This is a genomic window from Verrucomicrobiia bacterium (assembly GCA_035495615.1).
Classification (GTDB): domain Bacteria; phylum Omnitrophota; class Omnitrophia; order Omnitrophales; family Aquincolibacteriaceae; genus DATJFP01.
This window is the reverse complement of sequence record DATJFP010000007.1, coordinates 1-14,217: the sequence shown is the minus strand read 5'-3', so window position 1 is coordinate 14,217 and position 14,217 is coordinate 1. Positions and strand designations below refer to the sequence as shown.

The window sequence follows — 14,217 nt, the reverse complement described above, 5'->3', positions numbered from 1 at the left end:
CCCGCCGGAGCCGATGCGGCCCGGATCCAAGTTCCCGTTAGAAAATGAAGCGGAACGTGTTGGCGATGAGATCAAAAGGAAAGGCCAGCACTTCCCCGACCACATGGAAAACGCCTCCGAAGATGCCCCAATCGTCGTGATCATCGACTTCGTGCGTTTCCACGACCGTCGTTTGCGCCGCCGGAGCCGTTGTTGTCGAGGCGACCGCCGGGACCGTCGTCGACTCATGATACGTCGAGCGATGCGTCGCGCATCCCGTCGACATCCCCGCCGCCAGCGTCAGAGCCGCCACGAAAAACATTCCTTTGAGCCATGCGTTGCGTTGATCCGTAAAAAGTTTCATAAACTCTCCTTTGTTTTGTCCGGCCTCTCCTCCCTCGGAGAAAGACCGCTGCCTTCCTTAAACCAAATTGCATGCCATGTTCGAAAAGCCCGGAATTGAAGGAGTTAGAGAAGAAAAGCACCCGGGAAGGAGCTTTTTATGCCGCAGGAATCAGACACCCCTAAGAAATTGTCTGACAGGTTGGGAAGGAAGAGCCCTGAGAGGAAATAAAAAAAAGTCCGTCGGCTTTACTCGCACTCACAGTCGCGGCCTTCGGCGCATCCGACGCAGCAGTAAGTGACGTCGTCGTGAACCACGCCTTTGCCTTTGTTCGACCAATCCGTGCGGTCCATGCCGCATTCGGGACAGACCGCGGGCTGGCGGGGCTCCGGCTTTTTTTCTTTTTTGGAATCCGGGTTCTTAGTGTTCATGATGCGCCCCCATGACTTGATCGATTTCTTTTTTCCGGAGATTCTCGACGGCCGGGCCGTTAAGCACTTCGCCCTGGCAGGAGAAGCGGGACCCGTGGCAGGGGCAGTCGAACGATTTTTCCGTGCCGTTCCATTTCACGACGCAGCCCAGATGCGTGCACACCGCGGAAAAGGCATGAAGGTTCCCCTTTTCGTCCCGGTACACGGCGTACGGCGCCGCGCCGTGCTTCAAGACGGCGCCGTCCCCCGGCTTCAGCTCGTCGACGGACGGAATCTCGCCGGCTTTCAGGTAATCCGCGGCATATTGTTTGGCCACGTTGAAATTTTCTTTGGCGGCCTCGCGCAGCCCGCCTAGTTTTTTTCTCGACGGATCGTAAAGCTCCGTCCACGGATTCGGCAGGCCGAGGATCAGGTCGCTGAGAAGCTGGGCCGCGATCGTTCCGTGCGTCATCCCGTTTCCCGAGTATCCCGTCGCAAGATACAATTTCTCGTCCCCGCCCGCATGCCCGATGAACGCCAGGCCGTCCGCGGGTTCCCACACCTGGCCCGACCATTGGTACAGGAATTCTTCGACGCCGGGAAAATAACGGTAGGCCCAGCCTTCCAGGTTTCGGAAAGGCTCTTCCGGATCGTCGGTCTCGGGCTGGCCGGTTTTGTGGTCTTCCCCGCCCACGATCAAAAGGTCGGAGGCGCCGTCGAGCGGCTGCAGCCGGACGTAGTGGTACGGGTCGGCCATGTCCCAATAAAGCGCGTCGTGGACGAGGTCATGCGGCACGCGCCCCGCGACCACGTAAGTGCGGTACGGCGCCTGCTTGAGAAAAACGGAGACCTCGCCGACCGGCGCATGGGTCGCGAGCACGACGTGCCGGGCGCGGATCTGATGATGGCGTTCGGTAGTCAGCGTTTCTTTCTCGCGCTTGATCACCGGCGTGTGCGTATAAATTTTTCCGCCGCGCTGCTGGATTTTCTTCAGGAGCCCCTGGAGGTATTCGAGCGGATGGAAGCGCGCCTGTCCGGGAAGCCTCACGCAGGCGCCGGGCCACGACGCGATCGGATTTTCGGCGCACAGGGATGCGCCGGCGAATCCCACCCGCCGGAACGCCTCGACTTCCTTCTTCAGGTCCTTTTCCGTGCTCCATTCCGGCGTCTCGAGCAGCACGCCTTCGAGCCTTTGGAAACTGCATTCGATTCCTTCTTTGCAGACCGTGGACTCGATGAAGTGGATGGCCTCGCGGTGGCTTGAGGCCGCGAGCGCGGCTTTTTCCTCGCCGTGAATTTTGATGAGCTCGGAGTAGGAAGCGTCCAAAAAAGCGGTCAGGTGCGCGGTCGTGCGCCCCGTGTCCCCGGCGCAGAGTGAATGCCGCTCGACCAGCGCCACGTCGCAGCCCGCTTCCGCGAGCAGGTAAGCCATCGTGATGCCGGTAAGGCCTCCGCCCACAACCACCACGTCGGCCGTGAGGTCCCGGTCAAGGGCGGGAAAATTTCCGAGAAGGCTGCCTTCGCTCCAGTACGAAAAAGATTTTTTGTACGGCATAACTCACCCATTCGTTAGACCGCGACCTCTTTCGTGGCGGAAATGTCGCGGGCATTGCCTTTGCGGTAAATGTCCATGATCACGTCTTTTTCCTCGTTGTTTTCCGCGTGGACGCAGATGAGGATGTTCCCGGTCACGATCTTCCCCTCGTAGAGCCGGGCTTCGTATTCCGGAATGCCCATGCCGACGAGCCCGCCGGCAATGCCGCCGACCGCCGCGCCCACGGCCGCGCCGCTGAGCGCCGCCATGATCGGACCGGCCGCGATGAACGGCCCGAGGCCCGGAATCGCGAGGCTTCCGATGCCCGCGAGAAGGCCCAGCGTCCCGCCGAGCAGCCCGCCGGTTCCGGCTCCCGCGGTCGCGCCCTCAGGCGCCTTGCTCGTCTTCTTGTGCGCGAGGTCTTTATTCCCCGAACGGTCGGAAAAAATCACGGAGATGTCGTCCAGGGGAAATCCTTCGGCATAAATATTTTCGACGATGAGGCGGGCCTGCGTTTCGCTGTCAGCAATGCAAAAAACGGCGTTCTGAGACATGGGGTTCTCCTTTTTTCAGTTCTTTTTAAGCGACTTCCAACTGGCTGTCGATTCTTTCATGGCCGGCGACTCCGCTGGCCAGGCTTTCCACGTGTGTTTTTTCGAGCGGGTCTTTCACCGGGCCGCGCAGCGTGACCTTGCCGCCGATCGTGATGACCTTCACGTTCTTGGCCTGCATCGAAAGCGAAGCGTCGGCCATCAGAGCCTGCCGGATCTGCTGCGTGAGCGCGAGATCCGCGGGCGCGTTGGACTGGTCCATCGGCGTCAGCGCGTTTTCCCGCGGCTCGCTTTGAAGCGCGGGGTCCTGATTTTCCTTGCGCGCCGTCTCCTGCGAAGCGGGATCGTCCCCGTGCACCGCCGCGAAACCGGCGCCCGCGGCCACGCATAAGAGAAAAGTTCCAAGAAATAATTTTTGGGTTTTTGATTTCATTTCAATGTCTCCGTTTTAGCTGCAAAGGCCGACTTGCATTTTCAAGGAGTCCTGCATTCGTCGCTTTGGGGACAGGTCTACGCCGAAATCCGATGATTTCGGCAGGCTCTCTGAAGCTCGTCGCTTCAGTATTCGCACAGACCTGTCCCCGTCCATGCAACGGGTTAGGCATCCGGATCATGAACCGCGTTTTCGTTGCCGCGGCCTTCTTTGGCTTCGGCGGTTTCCTGCGGGTTGATGCCGCCTTCCCGGATGTTGACTTTGTCGATGCGCACGATGTCGGCGCGCAGCACGCCGTCCTTATCGGACACGACATCCGCCCACACTTCGTCGCCGAGCCGAAGGTCTTCGAGGCCTCCGAGGCCTTCGAAGCGCGTTTCCGGCTTGGTGAATATCTTCGCGGCCTCGGGTTCGGCGGCCTGCGTCTGCGGGTCGCTCCGCGCGAGGTCGAACGTCTGTTTCTTGATATCGATGTTCACGATCTCGCCCTGAACGACTTCGGCGCGCGCCGGCGGCGCGGCCAGGATCAAAATGCCGGTTGCGAACAGCAGCCCATGCCATGTTTTCATACCGCCTCCTTGTGGATGTCGTCGCCTTTATCAAAATGGTGGCCCGCGGCGGCGCCGGTCTGCACCGCGCCTTCCCGGGGCGGGCCGAGGCCCGTCAAGTGATGGATGTCTTCGAGAAGAAGGTCGAAATCGAACGGTTTGCCATACAGTGCGAACCGGCCTCCGGCCGCCCGCTTCGGCGAAGAGCCTTCGTCGACGAGGGCGCTGATGAAGATCACGGGAACCGTGGCGTCGAAGCCGTCCCGCACGGCCCTGTCGTACGCCTCGGTGCCGCCGCCGTCATTCCCCAGCCAGATGTCGAGGATGAGCAGGTCGGGCTTGCCGCGAAAGGCATGGTCGCGGAATTCCTTTTCGTTCCGGGCGGTGTCGACCTGGAAGCCGCGCTTGGAGAGCTTGATCCGCAAGAGCTCCAGGACCGACCATTCGTCGTCGACCACCAGGATCTTCTTAGGCTGCATGAGGTCCTCCGGTGGCATCCTGCAGTTCCCGAAGATACTGCAGGTGCTCGATCGTTTGCTTGAGTTTGTCGAAGTCGATGGGTTTTTGGAAATACAGGGGCTGCTTGTCCTCTTCCCGCCATTCGCTCGGCAGCTCCTCTTTCGGAAGCCCGGTCACGAAAATGACGGGGATGTTCTTGTCCATGCCGAAATCCAGCAGGCTGCGGTGGATGTCGGTTCCCATTCTGTTTTTGACGCAGACGTCCAGGATGATCAGGGTGATCGCAGGATCGAAGGCATGCTGCCAGAATTCCCGCTCGTTCTTCGCCGTGATGATTTCATATCCCATTTTCTCCAGGCGCACGCGCACGAGCTTCAGTGTCAATGCGTCATCGTCCACGACTAAAATACGGTTTTTCATGTCCGAGTCCTTTCGTTCCCTTACGCCTTCACAGTTTCAAATCTTGTGCCATCTCCGCCTCCGGAACGCCCTTGGCGGCCGAGGGGAAAAACGTCTGACAAATCGGACGATCGTCAGGCAGTTTTCAGACAGGCTTCCCCTCCTCCGGATGACAGGAATTCCGGACCCCGACAGGGAGAACCGGCATGGCATGCATCCTGCCAAAACAGCGGGCGAGGTGAACCATGAAACAGAAACCCTGGTTGATGCTGCTCCCCGCGCTGCTCATCGGCGTGCCTCTGCACCTGGCGCAGGCGCAGGGAATGCCGCTGCCGCTGGCCTACGGGGCGAAACTTTTTCCCGCGCCGCGGCCCGTGCGCCCGTTCGTTGCCAACGAGGCCGAAAAAGCTTTCAAGCCGGCGCCGCAGAAAAAAACCAAAAAGAAGCCCCGGCGCGGCATGGCGTCATGGTACAGCCGTAATGACCGAGGCGTCCGGGGCTTCACCGCCAACGGCGAGCGCTTTGACGACACAAAAAGGACCTGCGCGTCCTGGCATTACGCCATGAACACGCGGGTGCGCATCACCAATCTCGAAAACGGAAAATCCGTCGTCTGCCGCGTGAACGACCGAGGGCCTTCCAAGAGGCTCAAGCGCGTCATCGACATGACCCGCGCCGCCTTCGACGACATCGGAAATCCCAAGAGAGGGCTGATGCGCGTGAGCATCGAGGCCTTGTAGCGGTCCGTTACTTCACGATCGCGTACTTCTTCATCTTCCGGTAAAACGTGTCGCGGCTCATCTGGACGCGCTGCGAAGCCTTCGTGACGTTGCCCCCGGTTTCCTGGAGCGCGCGCTCCAGGATCGACTTCTCGGTTTCGCCCAGCGTCTTCACGCGGTCCGAAGGAAGCGAGGGCAGCGTTTTCTCGACCCGCGCTTCGGCCCGGCCGCGCCCGAGATTCTCGATGTCTTCTTCGGTCACCACGTGAGGATGCTCGCCCTGCACCAGCAGCAGGCGCTCCACGAAATTCTCCAGCTCCCGGATGTTGCCCGGCCAGGAATGATCGGCCAGGCGGGCGAAAGCTCCTTCTTCCACCTCCAGCAGCGGCTTGCCCGCGCGGCGCTGCTGCACGAAATGCGTGAAAAGTTCCGGAATGTCCTCTTTCCGCTCCCGCAGCGGCGGGATCGAAATCGGAAACACGTTGATGCGGTAAAAAAGGTCTTCGCGGAATTTCCCTTCCGCGACCATTTTTTTCAGGTCCTGGTTGGTCGCGGTCATGAATCGAGTGTGGATCGGGATCGGCTGCGTGCCGCCCACGCGCTCGATCTCCCTTTCCTGCAGAACACGAAGCAGCTTCACCTGCAGCGCGGGGGGCAATTCCCCGATCTCGTCCAGGAAAAGCGTGCCGCCCTGCGCCTGCTCGAATTTTCCGATCTTTCGCATGGCCGCGCCCGTGAACGATCCTTTTTCATGGCCGAAGAACTCGCTTTCCAGCAGGTTTTCCGGGATGGCCCCGCAGTTGATCGCGACAAAAGGCCCATTCTTCTGAAGCCCGTTGAAGTGGATGGCGCGCGCGACCAGCTCCTTGCCCGTGCCGCTCTCGCCTTCGATCAGCACGCTGATCTCGCTTTTCGCGGCGAGATCGATGGCCTGAAACACCTTTTTCATCCCTTCGCTTTTTCCCACCAGGCTCTTTTCTTTGTATGCCGCGCCCAGCTCTTTTTTCAGCGAGGCCACTTCCTCCTCGAGCTCGAGCTGCCGGAACACCTGCTTGACCTTGGCGTCGAAGGCCAGGAACTCGAACGGCTTTTCGACAAAATCATAAGCGCCGAGCTTGATGCACTCGACCGCCATCTGCACATCCGCGTGCGCGCTGATCATGATGACGTAAGTCTGCGGATGCGCGGCAAGTATCTTCTTGAGAACTTCCAGGCCGTTCATGTCCGGAAGCCGCACATCCAGAAGCACAAGCGCGGGCTTGTTCTCTTCCGCCCAGGTCACGGCCGCGGTGCCGTTGTTCACACTGGCCGCCGTATGGCCCTGCTTGCGCAGCCGCGTCACGAGCAGGCTTGCGATTTTCGTATCGTCGTCCACAATCAGCATGGTTTTGTTCATAGCCTGTGCTCCACCAGTTCGTTGAGGTCTTCCTGTTTGAAATCATGCGGAAGGAGGACGGTAAACAGCGTCCCCTTGCCTTCCTCGCTTTGCACGCGGATTTCGCCGCCATGCGCTTCCACGATCCTTTTCACGAGCGTGAGTCCCAGCCCCGTGCTTTCCTCGTCCGTTTCCATGGCCGGCTTCGGGATGCGCTGGAACGGATCGAAGATCCGCAGCTGGTCCTCTTTCTTGATGCCGATACCGTTGTCCCGGACCTCGATCAGCACGCCGCCGCCGTCGGCGTTCCGGGCCGTGATTTTCACCTGGCCGCGGGCGGGCGTGTATTTGATGGCATTGCTGAGAAGGTTGTCGAGCACTTCCCGGATTTTGTCCGCGTCGCAGACCACATTGTTGAGCAGCGGGTCCACCTCCATGGACAGCCCCGTTTCTTTATCGCGCGCCTGCCCCTTGAAAAGCGAGATCTCGTCTTTGATCAGCGAGCGCAGGTCCGTGGGGTCCCGGTGCATCTTGACCTGGCCCGACTCGATCTTGGAGATGTCGAGCAGGTCGCGCAGCAGCCGGTACAGCCGGTCGGTCGATTCCTTCACGTACGTCAGGTATTCCTTCTGTTCGTCGTTGATGGGCCCGGCCTCCCCATTCAGAACCATCTCGACGTAGCCTTTCAGCGACGTGAGCGGCGTCTTGAGCTCATGCGACGCCGCGGAAATGAAATGCGACTTGAGCTCGTCCAGTTTTTTCAGGCGCCGGTTGGCCTCGACCAGCTCCGCGGAATATTTGTCCAGGTCGCGGTTGGTGCGCGCCAGGTCGCCGATCGCCTCCTGCAGCTTTTCCTCGGCTTCTTTCCGCGGCGTGATGTCGACGCCGGTCGCGATCACGTGCTGCATGTCCTTTTCCCGCCGCGTCAGCACCGTGTTCGACCAGGCAATGGCGCGGCGCGTGCCGTCTTTGGCGACCCAGGAACTTTCGTAGTTGGCCGGGAACTGCCCGGCCAGGAGCCGCTTGAAAATGTTTCTGACGTTCTCCACTTCGCCCGGCACGAGGAACATGTCCCAGAAGCACTGGCCGGCCACGTCTTTTTCCGTGACGCCGCTGATCCTTTCGCAGGCGCGGTTCATGCGCAGGATGTTCCCCGTCGAATCCAGGATCATCACGACCGCGCTGGCCGTGTCGAGCACCGCGGAAACGAAGTTGCGCTCTTCCTGCCAGGCCACTTCCGCCTTTTTCCGCTCGGTGATGTCCACGATCATGCCGCGCAGCTTCACGGTCCTGTCTCCCGCCACCACCGGGTGCACCATGTCGCGCAGCCAGACGGTCTTGCCTTCGGCCGTGATCATGCGGTATTCGAAGTGGCCCGAATTTTTTTCCTCCGCGGTTTCGCGCCGGAAATTCAGCGCGCGGTCGCGGTCGTCGCCGTGAACGTGGTCCTGCCAGAAAGACGCTTCCGTGAACCAGGCCTGCGCCGGGTACCCCAGGATCGCTTCCGACTGCTGGCTGACAAACGTATAACGGCCTTCGTCCAGGTCGTATTCCCAGAGGATGCCGCCCACGGAATGGACGAGCTCCTCGTAACTCTGCTCGGATTTGCGGAGCGCCTCCTCGACCTGCTTGCGTTCGTTGATCTCCTTCTGAAGCGCCTGGTTCGAGAGGCCCAGTTCCTCGGTCCTTTCCTGGATGCGCTTGTCCAGTTCCTCGTACGCCGAGGCCAGGGCCTCCTGCGCTTTTTTTCGCTCGAGGACAGCGCCGAGCTGCGACGCGACCGTGGAAACAAGGTCGGCCAGCCGCTCTTCGTCCTTGCGCGGCTTGTCCAGAAAGAACGAGAGAACCGCCAGCACGTCGCCGCCGGCCAGGATCGGGACCGCAAGTCCCGCGTTCAGGCCTTTGTCACGCGCCATGGGCAGCCGGGCAAATCCCGCGTTGGACGGGTCCGCAAGATCCGGAATCCAGCACGGCGCTTTCGCCGTCCAGGCCCGGCCCGGCAAATCCATGCCGGGAATGAATTTCAGTTCGCGGCTTTCTTCCTGGAACTGCTTCAAGGCCTCGGTCTCGCACCAGCCCGAGACGAATTCCAGGACCTTGTTGTCGTGCCGCGGAATCCACACCTCACCGTAAGGCCAGCGCGCCAGCTCGCAGATTTTCCGCAGCGCGGTATCCAGCGCCGTGAAAAAGTCGCGGCTTTCGCCGATCGCCTGCATCATGACCGGAAGAAAACGGATTTCGCTCTCGGATTTTTTCCGTTCCGAGATGTCGCGCGCGTTCAGGATAATGCCCCGGATTCCAGGGTCGCGTGCGAGGTTGCGGGCTGTCGCTTCGAGCGATATCCAGGCGCCGTTCGCATGCCGGAACCGGAATTCGAAAAACCGCTCGCCGCGCGCTTCCGCCGAATCCTGCGACAGCGCGGTCCGCACCGTTTCACGGTCGTCGGTGGGAATGAAATCGTAAACGTTCTGACGCAGCAGCGTGCCCGGCGGGTATCCCAGGATACGGTCCATGGAAATGCTCTCGTAGAGGATGCGTCCCTGCGGGTCCACCACCGCGATGATATCCAGCGCGTTCTCGATGAGAGCGCGGAAATGGCGCTCGCTTTCACGGAGCGCCCGGGCGATTTTTTCGCGTTCAAGATTCTGCCGCTCGAGCACGCGGTTGGCCTCCTGCAGCGCGTGCGTCCTTTCCAGGACCACGGCTTCCAGGCCTTCGCGGCCTTTGCGCAATTCCTCTTCGACTTTGCGGGATTCGGCGACTTTTTCCTCGAGTTTCCGGAGAGCCAGGTCCATTTGCGAGGGGCTGGGAAGCGCCGCGGCCTTGGGGAAAAGGCGCCAAAGCGCGGACGTGAGCGCAAGGAAAAGCGCGCCCGCGGCCAAAGTCAGCAAGGCTTCATAACCGTAAGCGCCCTTCCAGGCGAAAAAACCCGCGGCCGCGCTCGCCGCGCCGGCGGACGCGAGGCCCGCGCAGGCCAGGACCAGGACGGACCGGGGCTCGAAATCGCGCCGCGCCGTAAGAAAACGCGCGAGCACGAAGGCGGTCAGGACAAACGCCAGGAACAGCAAGCCGTGCGCGCCCGCGTAGAACCAGGCCTGCGCCGGATCGCTCAAAGCCCCCTGCCCCGTGGAAAAAAATTCAGGAATATGCCGCAGTCTTTCTTGCCATTCGCTCATGAAATTTTTCCTTTTCGGGCAAATTTTATCACAGCGCGTTGTAGGGAAAACCGCCGACTTGGGCGTTTGTCGGGGTTTTCAGCTTTTCCCCGACAGGCTTTTTCCAAAAAGGATTACGAGCGTGGACGGGGACGGGTCTTTAGACCTGTCCCCAAGGGCATGAATGCAAACGGCCCATGGCGTGCATGGAAGCGTTTGCGAGCAGAGATGAGATGAACGTTACGCGGCGCGCGAGAACGCGATGGCGGATTCGTACGCGGACTGCCACGCCTCGGCCCCCGCGGCGCGGAGGTCGGTCACGATGATGCGGCCTTTTTCGTCGAACCCCATGTAGTCGGGAAGTTGTTTCTTCAGCAGCCCGGCTTCGGTGTATTCCGCGAGAAGGCGGCGGTCCAGATCTTTGAGCGCGACTCCCAGCGTGCCGCCTTCGCCGTCCCGGTAAGCCAGCGCGTAGAGGTTCGCGCGGTTTTTGCCGTTTTCGTCCAGGGCCGCGGCCAGGGCCTGCGGTGAAATTTCGCCGGCGGCGCTGGATAAATGAAGCCGTTCGCCCGCGAAGCCGCGCGTGAATTCGCGCGCCGCGGCCGGAAGATCGGCCGCCGTGGCCCGCAGCGAAGGCAGCTTGAGCCCCGCGAGAAAGTTTCCGAGCGTCTGCGTGACGTCCACGCCGTAGACCACGATGAGGAAGCTGCGGTGCTTCTCCCCGGCCGTGAAAAGGATTTCTTTGATCTGCGCGTCCGAAAAATGCGCGGCCATGTCGTTGTAGTCCACGAAGATGCGCTTGTCCTCGAAGCCCGGCCGCCCGGCTTTCCGCGGAGCTTCCACTTTTCTCAATTCACTCTTGACCGCGAAATGCGCTGCCTCGAAGTTCCTCATGAAATGACGGAGATAGTCACCGCTCGGAACGTGGTAGTGCGAGGTGCCGCCGCCGTACCACATCCGGTTTTCCTGCCAGCCCTCGCGTTCGAGCCGGGCGATCAATGCCGTGTCGTGAATCTCGACAGGCGCCAATTCAAAGAAAGGACGCGGCGCGCCCGTCATGTAAACCAGACTGGAAGACGTGTAGCGGTTCTGGCCGTAATCCCCGGGAGAAAACGGGATGCCGCCCGGGCTGAAAATATGCGTGTGCCCTTCGGCCACGATTTCTTCCAGCGCCTCGCCCTGGGTGCCGGTTTCGAGCAGGCGCAGCGCCATATAATAGGAAAGCACCTGATTGGGGAAATATTCGCCCAGACCGTACGGCCCCGCGCCGGCGCCCGTTCCGGTGCCCATGAGGTCCATGATGACGCGCAGCGCGCCCGTATCCTTGCGCCGCGCCAGGAAAAATCCCCATTCCCGGGTGCTGCCGTGGACCTGAAGCCATTTTTCGATTTGCTTTTCCGCTCCTTCCACGCCGTTCAGCACTTCGAGATGCCGGCGCACGAGGGGTTCTTTTTTGGCGAGGTAAGCGTCGCGGCGCTTTCGGGCGTCCCATCCGGATTCTCCCGGAATGTAATCCCATTCTTTTGCGTCATTCCAGGGATTCACGTCTTCCAGGGAACGCAATTCCGTCCGCGAAGGCGGTTCCTCGCCGGAAAAATGCCACGCCGCCGCGGGTTTGCGCCGGATCGCGAGCGAAGCCCCTTCGTTCCGCCATTCGTACTCGAACGGAAAATGATCCATGGGCATTTGCCGGACCACGTAGGAGGCTACAAAAGCGCGGTCGAGCCCCGGCCGGACCCCCTCGCCATTTCGAAGAATCGATTCGCCGTTCACCGTAAGTTCCCGCAGGCGGCCCGCGGCCATTTCCTTGCGAAGCCGGGTGATCAGGAGCTGCCGGTGGTACACGCGCCAGACCGTGCCCATTTCTACCTGTCCGTTCGCTTCTCCATCCACACCTCGCAGCTCCACCCGGTTTTTAATTTTAAGCGCAAAGCCGGCGGCGCGGCGGACCTCCGTCTCGAAAGCGGTAAGCCTGCGTTTGAGCTGCGCCCCGGTTTTCACGGCGCTGAAATCAACCTGTTCGAGCAGCTCTTTGAACGGCGCAAAGCGCGCGTCGGTCCCCGCGTGCGCCAGGAAAAAACCGGCCCATTCTTCGATCATGATGGAAAATACGTAGTCATCCGCGAGGATTTTGCGGGGTACGGCCGACAGGCTTGCGACGCCGTCCGCATCTCCGAGCATGGCCCGGACATGGCCCCGCGCGCCGTCCGTCACCCAGAGATTGGGAAAAAAGCTGTCGTCAAAATAGAAACCGGCGTCCGTTAATTGGCGCTGCGCGGCCAGGGAATCGGCGAGCAAGCGTATCCAGGCATCGATGTAACGCGGATCGGAGCGCCCCCACTTTTCATCGATCGTCACAATAAAATCGTCCACTTCCTGCGGGAGGTAGGCCTCATGCGGTTTTGCCGCAAGGCCCGGACTTTCTGCGAGCTTCGAACGCGGTACCAGCGGGCTCAGCAGCATGCGATGCCCGCTCTCGTCGGTCACCTTCTCGTAACTCACGAGATTCGCTCCCGAGAACCGCCCCCCCAGCTTCCATTCCCTGGATTCCGGGAAGGCCTTGAGAACAAACCTCTTGTGGGTTCCCGATTTTTCCAGAATATAAAACATTGAGTTCGGGTCGTCGTGGTCTTTTTGCCACTCGGCGAGGATCTTGTAAGATACTCCGGCAGATTTGTTTTCGTGAAAGAGCTTGAAGGTGCCCGGCTGCACACGAAGCTCGGATTTCTTTTTGGAGCCGCGCAGGATCTGGAGCTGGTAATCGCCTCGGTCCAAAACCGGGATCGTGTCGAAGCGGTAAGCGCCGGGATACTCGCGCTCGATGTCGGCTTGAACGGCGGAAAGCTGGCGGACATGGCCGCCGATCGATTTTTCTACGGTCACATAAAATCCCTTGGCGTCGGATCCCAGATGTTCCTGGTTCAAGCCGTGGCGGCGCAGGATCTCGAGAAGCGCCGCGGCGGTCAGCTTGCGCGTCCGTGCCGACGCATGCAAGGGAAAGAGCCGGTCAAAACCGCGCTTAAGGGGCCGCGGTTTGGGCGCTTTGGAAAGATCCAGCACTTGCACGGGAAACGAGGACGAAAAAGGAATGGCGCTGCTCATCCGCAGGCGCTGCGCGATCCCGGCCACGTTCGCGACAACAGCCGGCCGGTATTCAGGCGTGAAGAAATGCCCCATGCCTTTGATCACGGTAAGGCGCGATTCCGCGCCGGAGAGCACCGCCCGGCCCGCGGCCGCGTTCACAAGATCGGTCATGGGCTGCAAGCCGAAGAGGATGGTGTCTTTTTGCCCGATAAAATAATAATGCGCGACCTGACGCAGGAACGGGCGCTCGAAAATAGGATTGTGCGGCCGGGAAGCGGACAAAAACCACGGCAGACCGCCCTGCCACGCGCCTCCGGCCGCCGGCTTTTGGTACCAGGCGTCCATGAGCTCGCGCGCCTTGTCGAACGCCGCCCCCGACGTCAGGCCCTGCGAAACCATCCGGCCTTTGACGATCGAAAAAAGCGATGCCGTCGGGTCGGCCGGGCTCGCAAAATCAAAAACGGCCCGCACTTTCAGGCCGTTGAAGCCGCCGGTCTGGCGCGCGGCGGCCTGCGCCACGGTGCGCGCGGTCCAGCCGCCGTAGCTGTATCCGAAAAGAAGCGCGCCCTCCAAGGTCAGGCGCGGAAGATCGGTTCCGGCCTGCAGCGCCGCCGCGACGCGCGACACGTCTTCGAGCGACTGTCCCCATTTGAAGTCCGCGATTTCTCCGCTGCTTTCGTTGCGGTTGTCGTCCATCACGCGCGCCTGCTCATTCCACATCTTGCCGTGATGGTTGCGGAAGTCCGGGCGCACGACTGCATAGCCTTGGCGCGCCACGGCCTTCGCAAGCTCCGCGACAAAAGGCTCGTCCTTGCTGACTTGCCATCCGTGCAGGACCAGCCCCACGGGCAGCGGCTCCGGGCTTTCCGGATAATTCAAAACGTAAATGATTTTTTGCGGGCCTTCCGGCGCCGCGAAACTGATTTCGTATTTGGCTTCCCATAAGCCGTCCGTGAAATTTTTGGACACAAGGCGCACGGATTGCGCGCCGTTCCCCGCTTGTTCCATGCGCCGTGTGAGATCTTCCGGGTTGGAAGGTTCGGACTCCGGCGGCAGCGTCACGAACCCGCCCGTAAGCGCCTGCGCCTCCGCGTAACGCGCAGGGGCCTTGGACGAAAACAGGCGCCGCACCTCGTCTTCCGTGTCCGCCGCCGAAAACCGCAGCTGCAAAGCCGGCCTGCGCGCGCCCTGCACGTCGACGCTGACGGCCCGGAGGTATTCCACGCCC

Annotated in this window: 12 protein-coding genes; 1 reads left to right on the top strand and 11 read right to left on the bottom strand. The window is 61.0% G+C overall.

Annotated elements, in window-relative coordinates; all coding sequences use genetic code 11:
• Positions 1-37: 37 nt before the first annotated feature.
• From VL688_00770 to VL688_00735, 8 genes are all read right to left on the bottom strand, one after another.
• Positions 38-343, bottom strand: coding sequence for a hypothetical protein (locus tag VL688_00770; GenBank protein ID HTL46577.1), 306 nt, complete (start codon positions 341-343; stop codon positions 38-40).
• A gap of 227 nt (positions 344-570) precedes the next feature.
• Positions 571-753 carry a hypothetical protein gene (locus tag VL688_00765; GenBank protein ID HTL46576.1) on the bottom strand — a complete coding sequence of 61 codons (183 nt, stop codon included), beginning with the start codon at positions 751-753 and terminating at the stop codon, positions 571-573.
• Positions 743-2,287, bottom strand: a complete 1,545-nt coding sequence (locus tag VL688_00760; GenBank protein ID HTL46575.1) for an FAD-dependent oxidoreductase — start codon at positions 2,285-2,287, stop codon at positions 743-745. Before VL688_00760 ends, VL688_00765 begins: the two co-directional genes overlap by 11 nt.
• Before the next feature lie 14 nt (positions 2,288-2,301).
• On the bottom strand, positions 2,302-2,820 hold the full coding sequence (locus VL688_00755) for a hypothetical protein (protein ID HTL46574.1): 519 nt from the start codon (positions 2,818-2,820) through the stop codon (positions 2,302-2,304).
• A gap of 25 nt (positions 2,821-2,845) precedes the next feature.
• Complete coding sequence (locus tag VL688_00750; protein ID HTL46573.1) at positions 2,846-3,250, bottom strand: BON domain-containing protein; 405 nt, start codon at positions 3,248-3,250, stop codon at positions 2,846-2,848.
• Between the two features lie 164 nt (positions 3,251-3,414).
• Positions 3,415-3,819, bottom strand: coding sequence for a hypothetical protein (locus VL688_00745; protein HTL46572.1), 405 nt, complete (start codon positions 3,817-3,819; stop codon positions 3,415-3,417).
• Complete coding sequence (locus VL688_00740) at positions 3,816-4,277, bottom strand: response regulator (protein HTL46571.1); 462 nt, start codon at positions 4,275-4,277, stop codon at positions 3,816-3,818. The genes VL688_00745 and VL688_00740 overlap by 4 nt, the downstream gene beginning before the upstream one ends.
• A complete protein-coding gene (locus VL688_00735; GenBank protein ID HTL46570.1) occupies positions 4,267-4,677 on the bottom strand; it encodes a response regulator in 411 nt (136 codons plus the stop codon). Before VL688_00735 ends, VL688_00740 begins: the two co-directional genes overlap by 11 nt.
• Positions 4,678-4,901: 224 nt before the next feature.
• On the opposite strand from VL688_00735, the gene VL688_00730 reads away from it, so the two are divergent.
• Positions 4,902-5,396, top strand: a complete 495-nt coding sequence (locus VL688_00730) for a septal ring lytic transglycosylase RlpA family protein (protein HTL46569.1) — start codon at positions 4,902-4,904, stop codon at positions 5,394-5,396.
• A 7-nt stretch (positions 5,397-5,403) separates the two neighbouring features.
• On the opposite strand, the gene VL688_00725 is transcribed toward VL688_00730, so the two are convergent.
• The 3 genes from VL688_00725 to VL688_00715 form a co-directional block, all read right to left on the bottom strand.
• On the bottom strand, positions 5,404-6,771 hold the full coding sequence (locus tag VL688_00725; protein HTL46568.1) for a sigma-54 dependent transcriptional regulator: 1,368 nt from the start codon (positions 6,769-6,771) through the stop codon (positions 5,404-5,406).
• Positions 6,768-9,926: a PAS domain S-box protein gene (locus VL688_00720; GenBank protein ID HTL46567.1), complete on the bottom strand. Its 3,159-nt coding sequence runs from the start codon at positions 9,924-9,926 to the stop codon at positions 6,768-6,770. The genes VL688_00725 and VL688_00720 overlap by 4 nt, the downstream gene beginning before the upstream one ends.
• A gap of 219 nt (positions 9,927-10,145) precedes the next feature.
• Positions 10,146-14,217: alpha/beta hydrolase (locus VL688_00715; GenBank protein HTL46566.1), on the bottom strand; the 4,072-nt coding region annotated here is incomplete at its 5' end.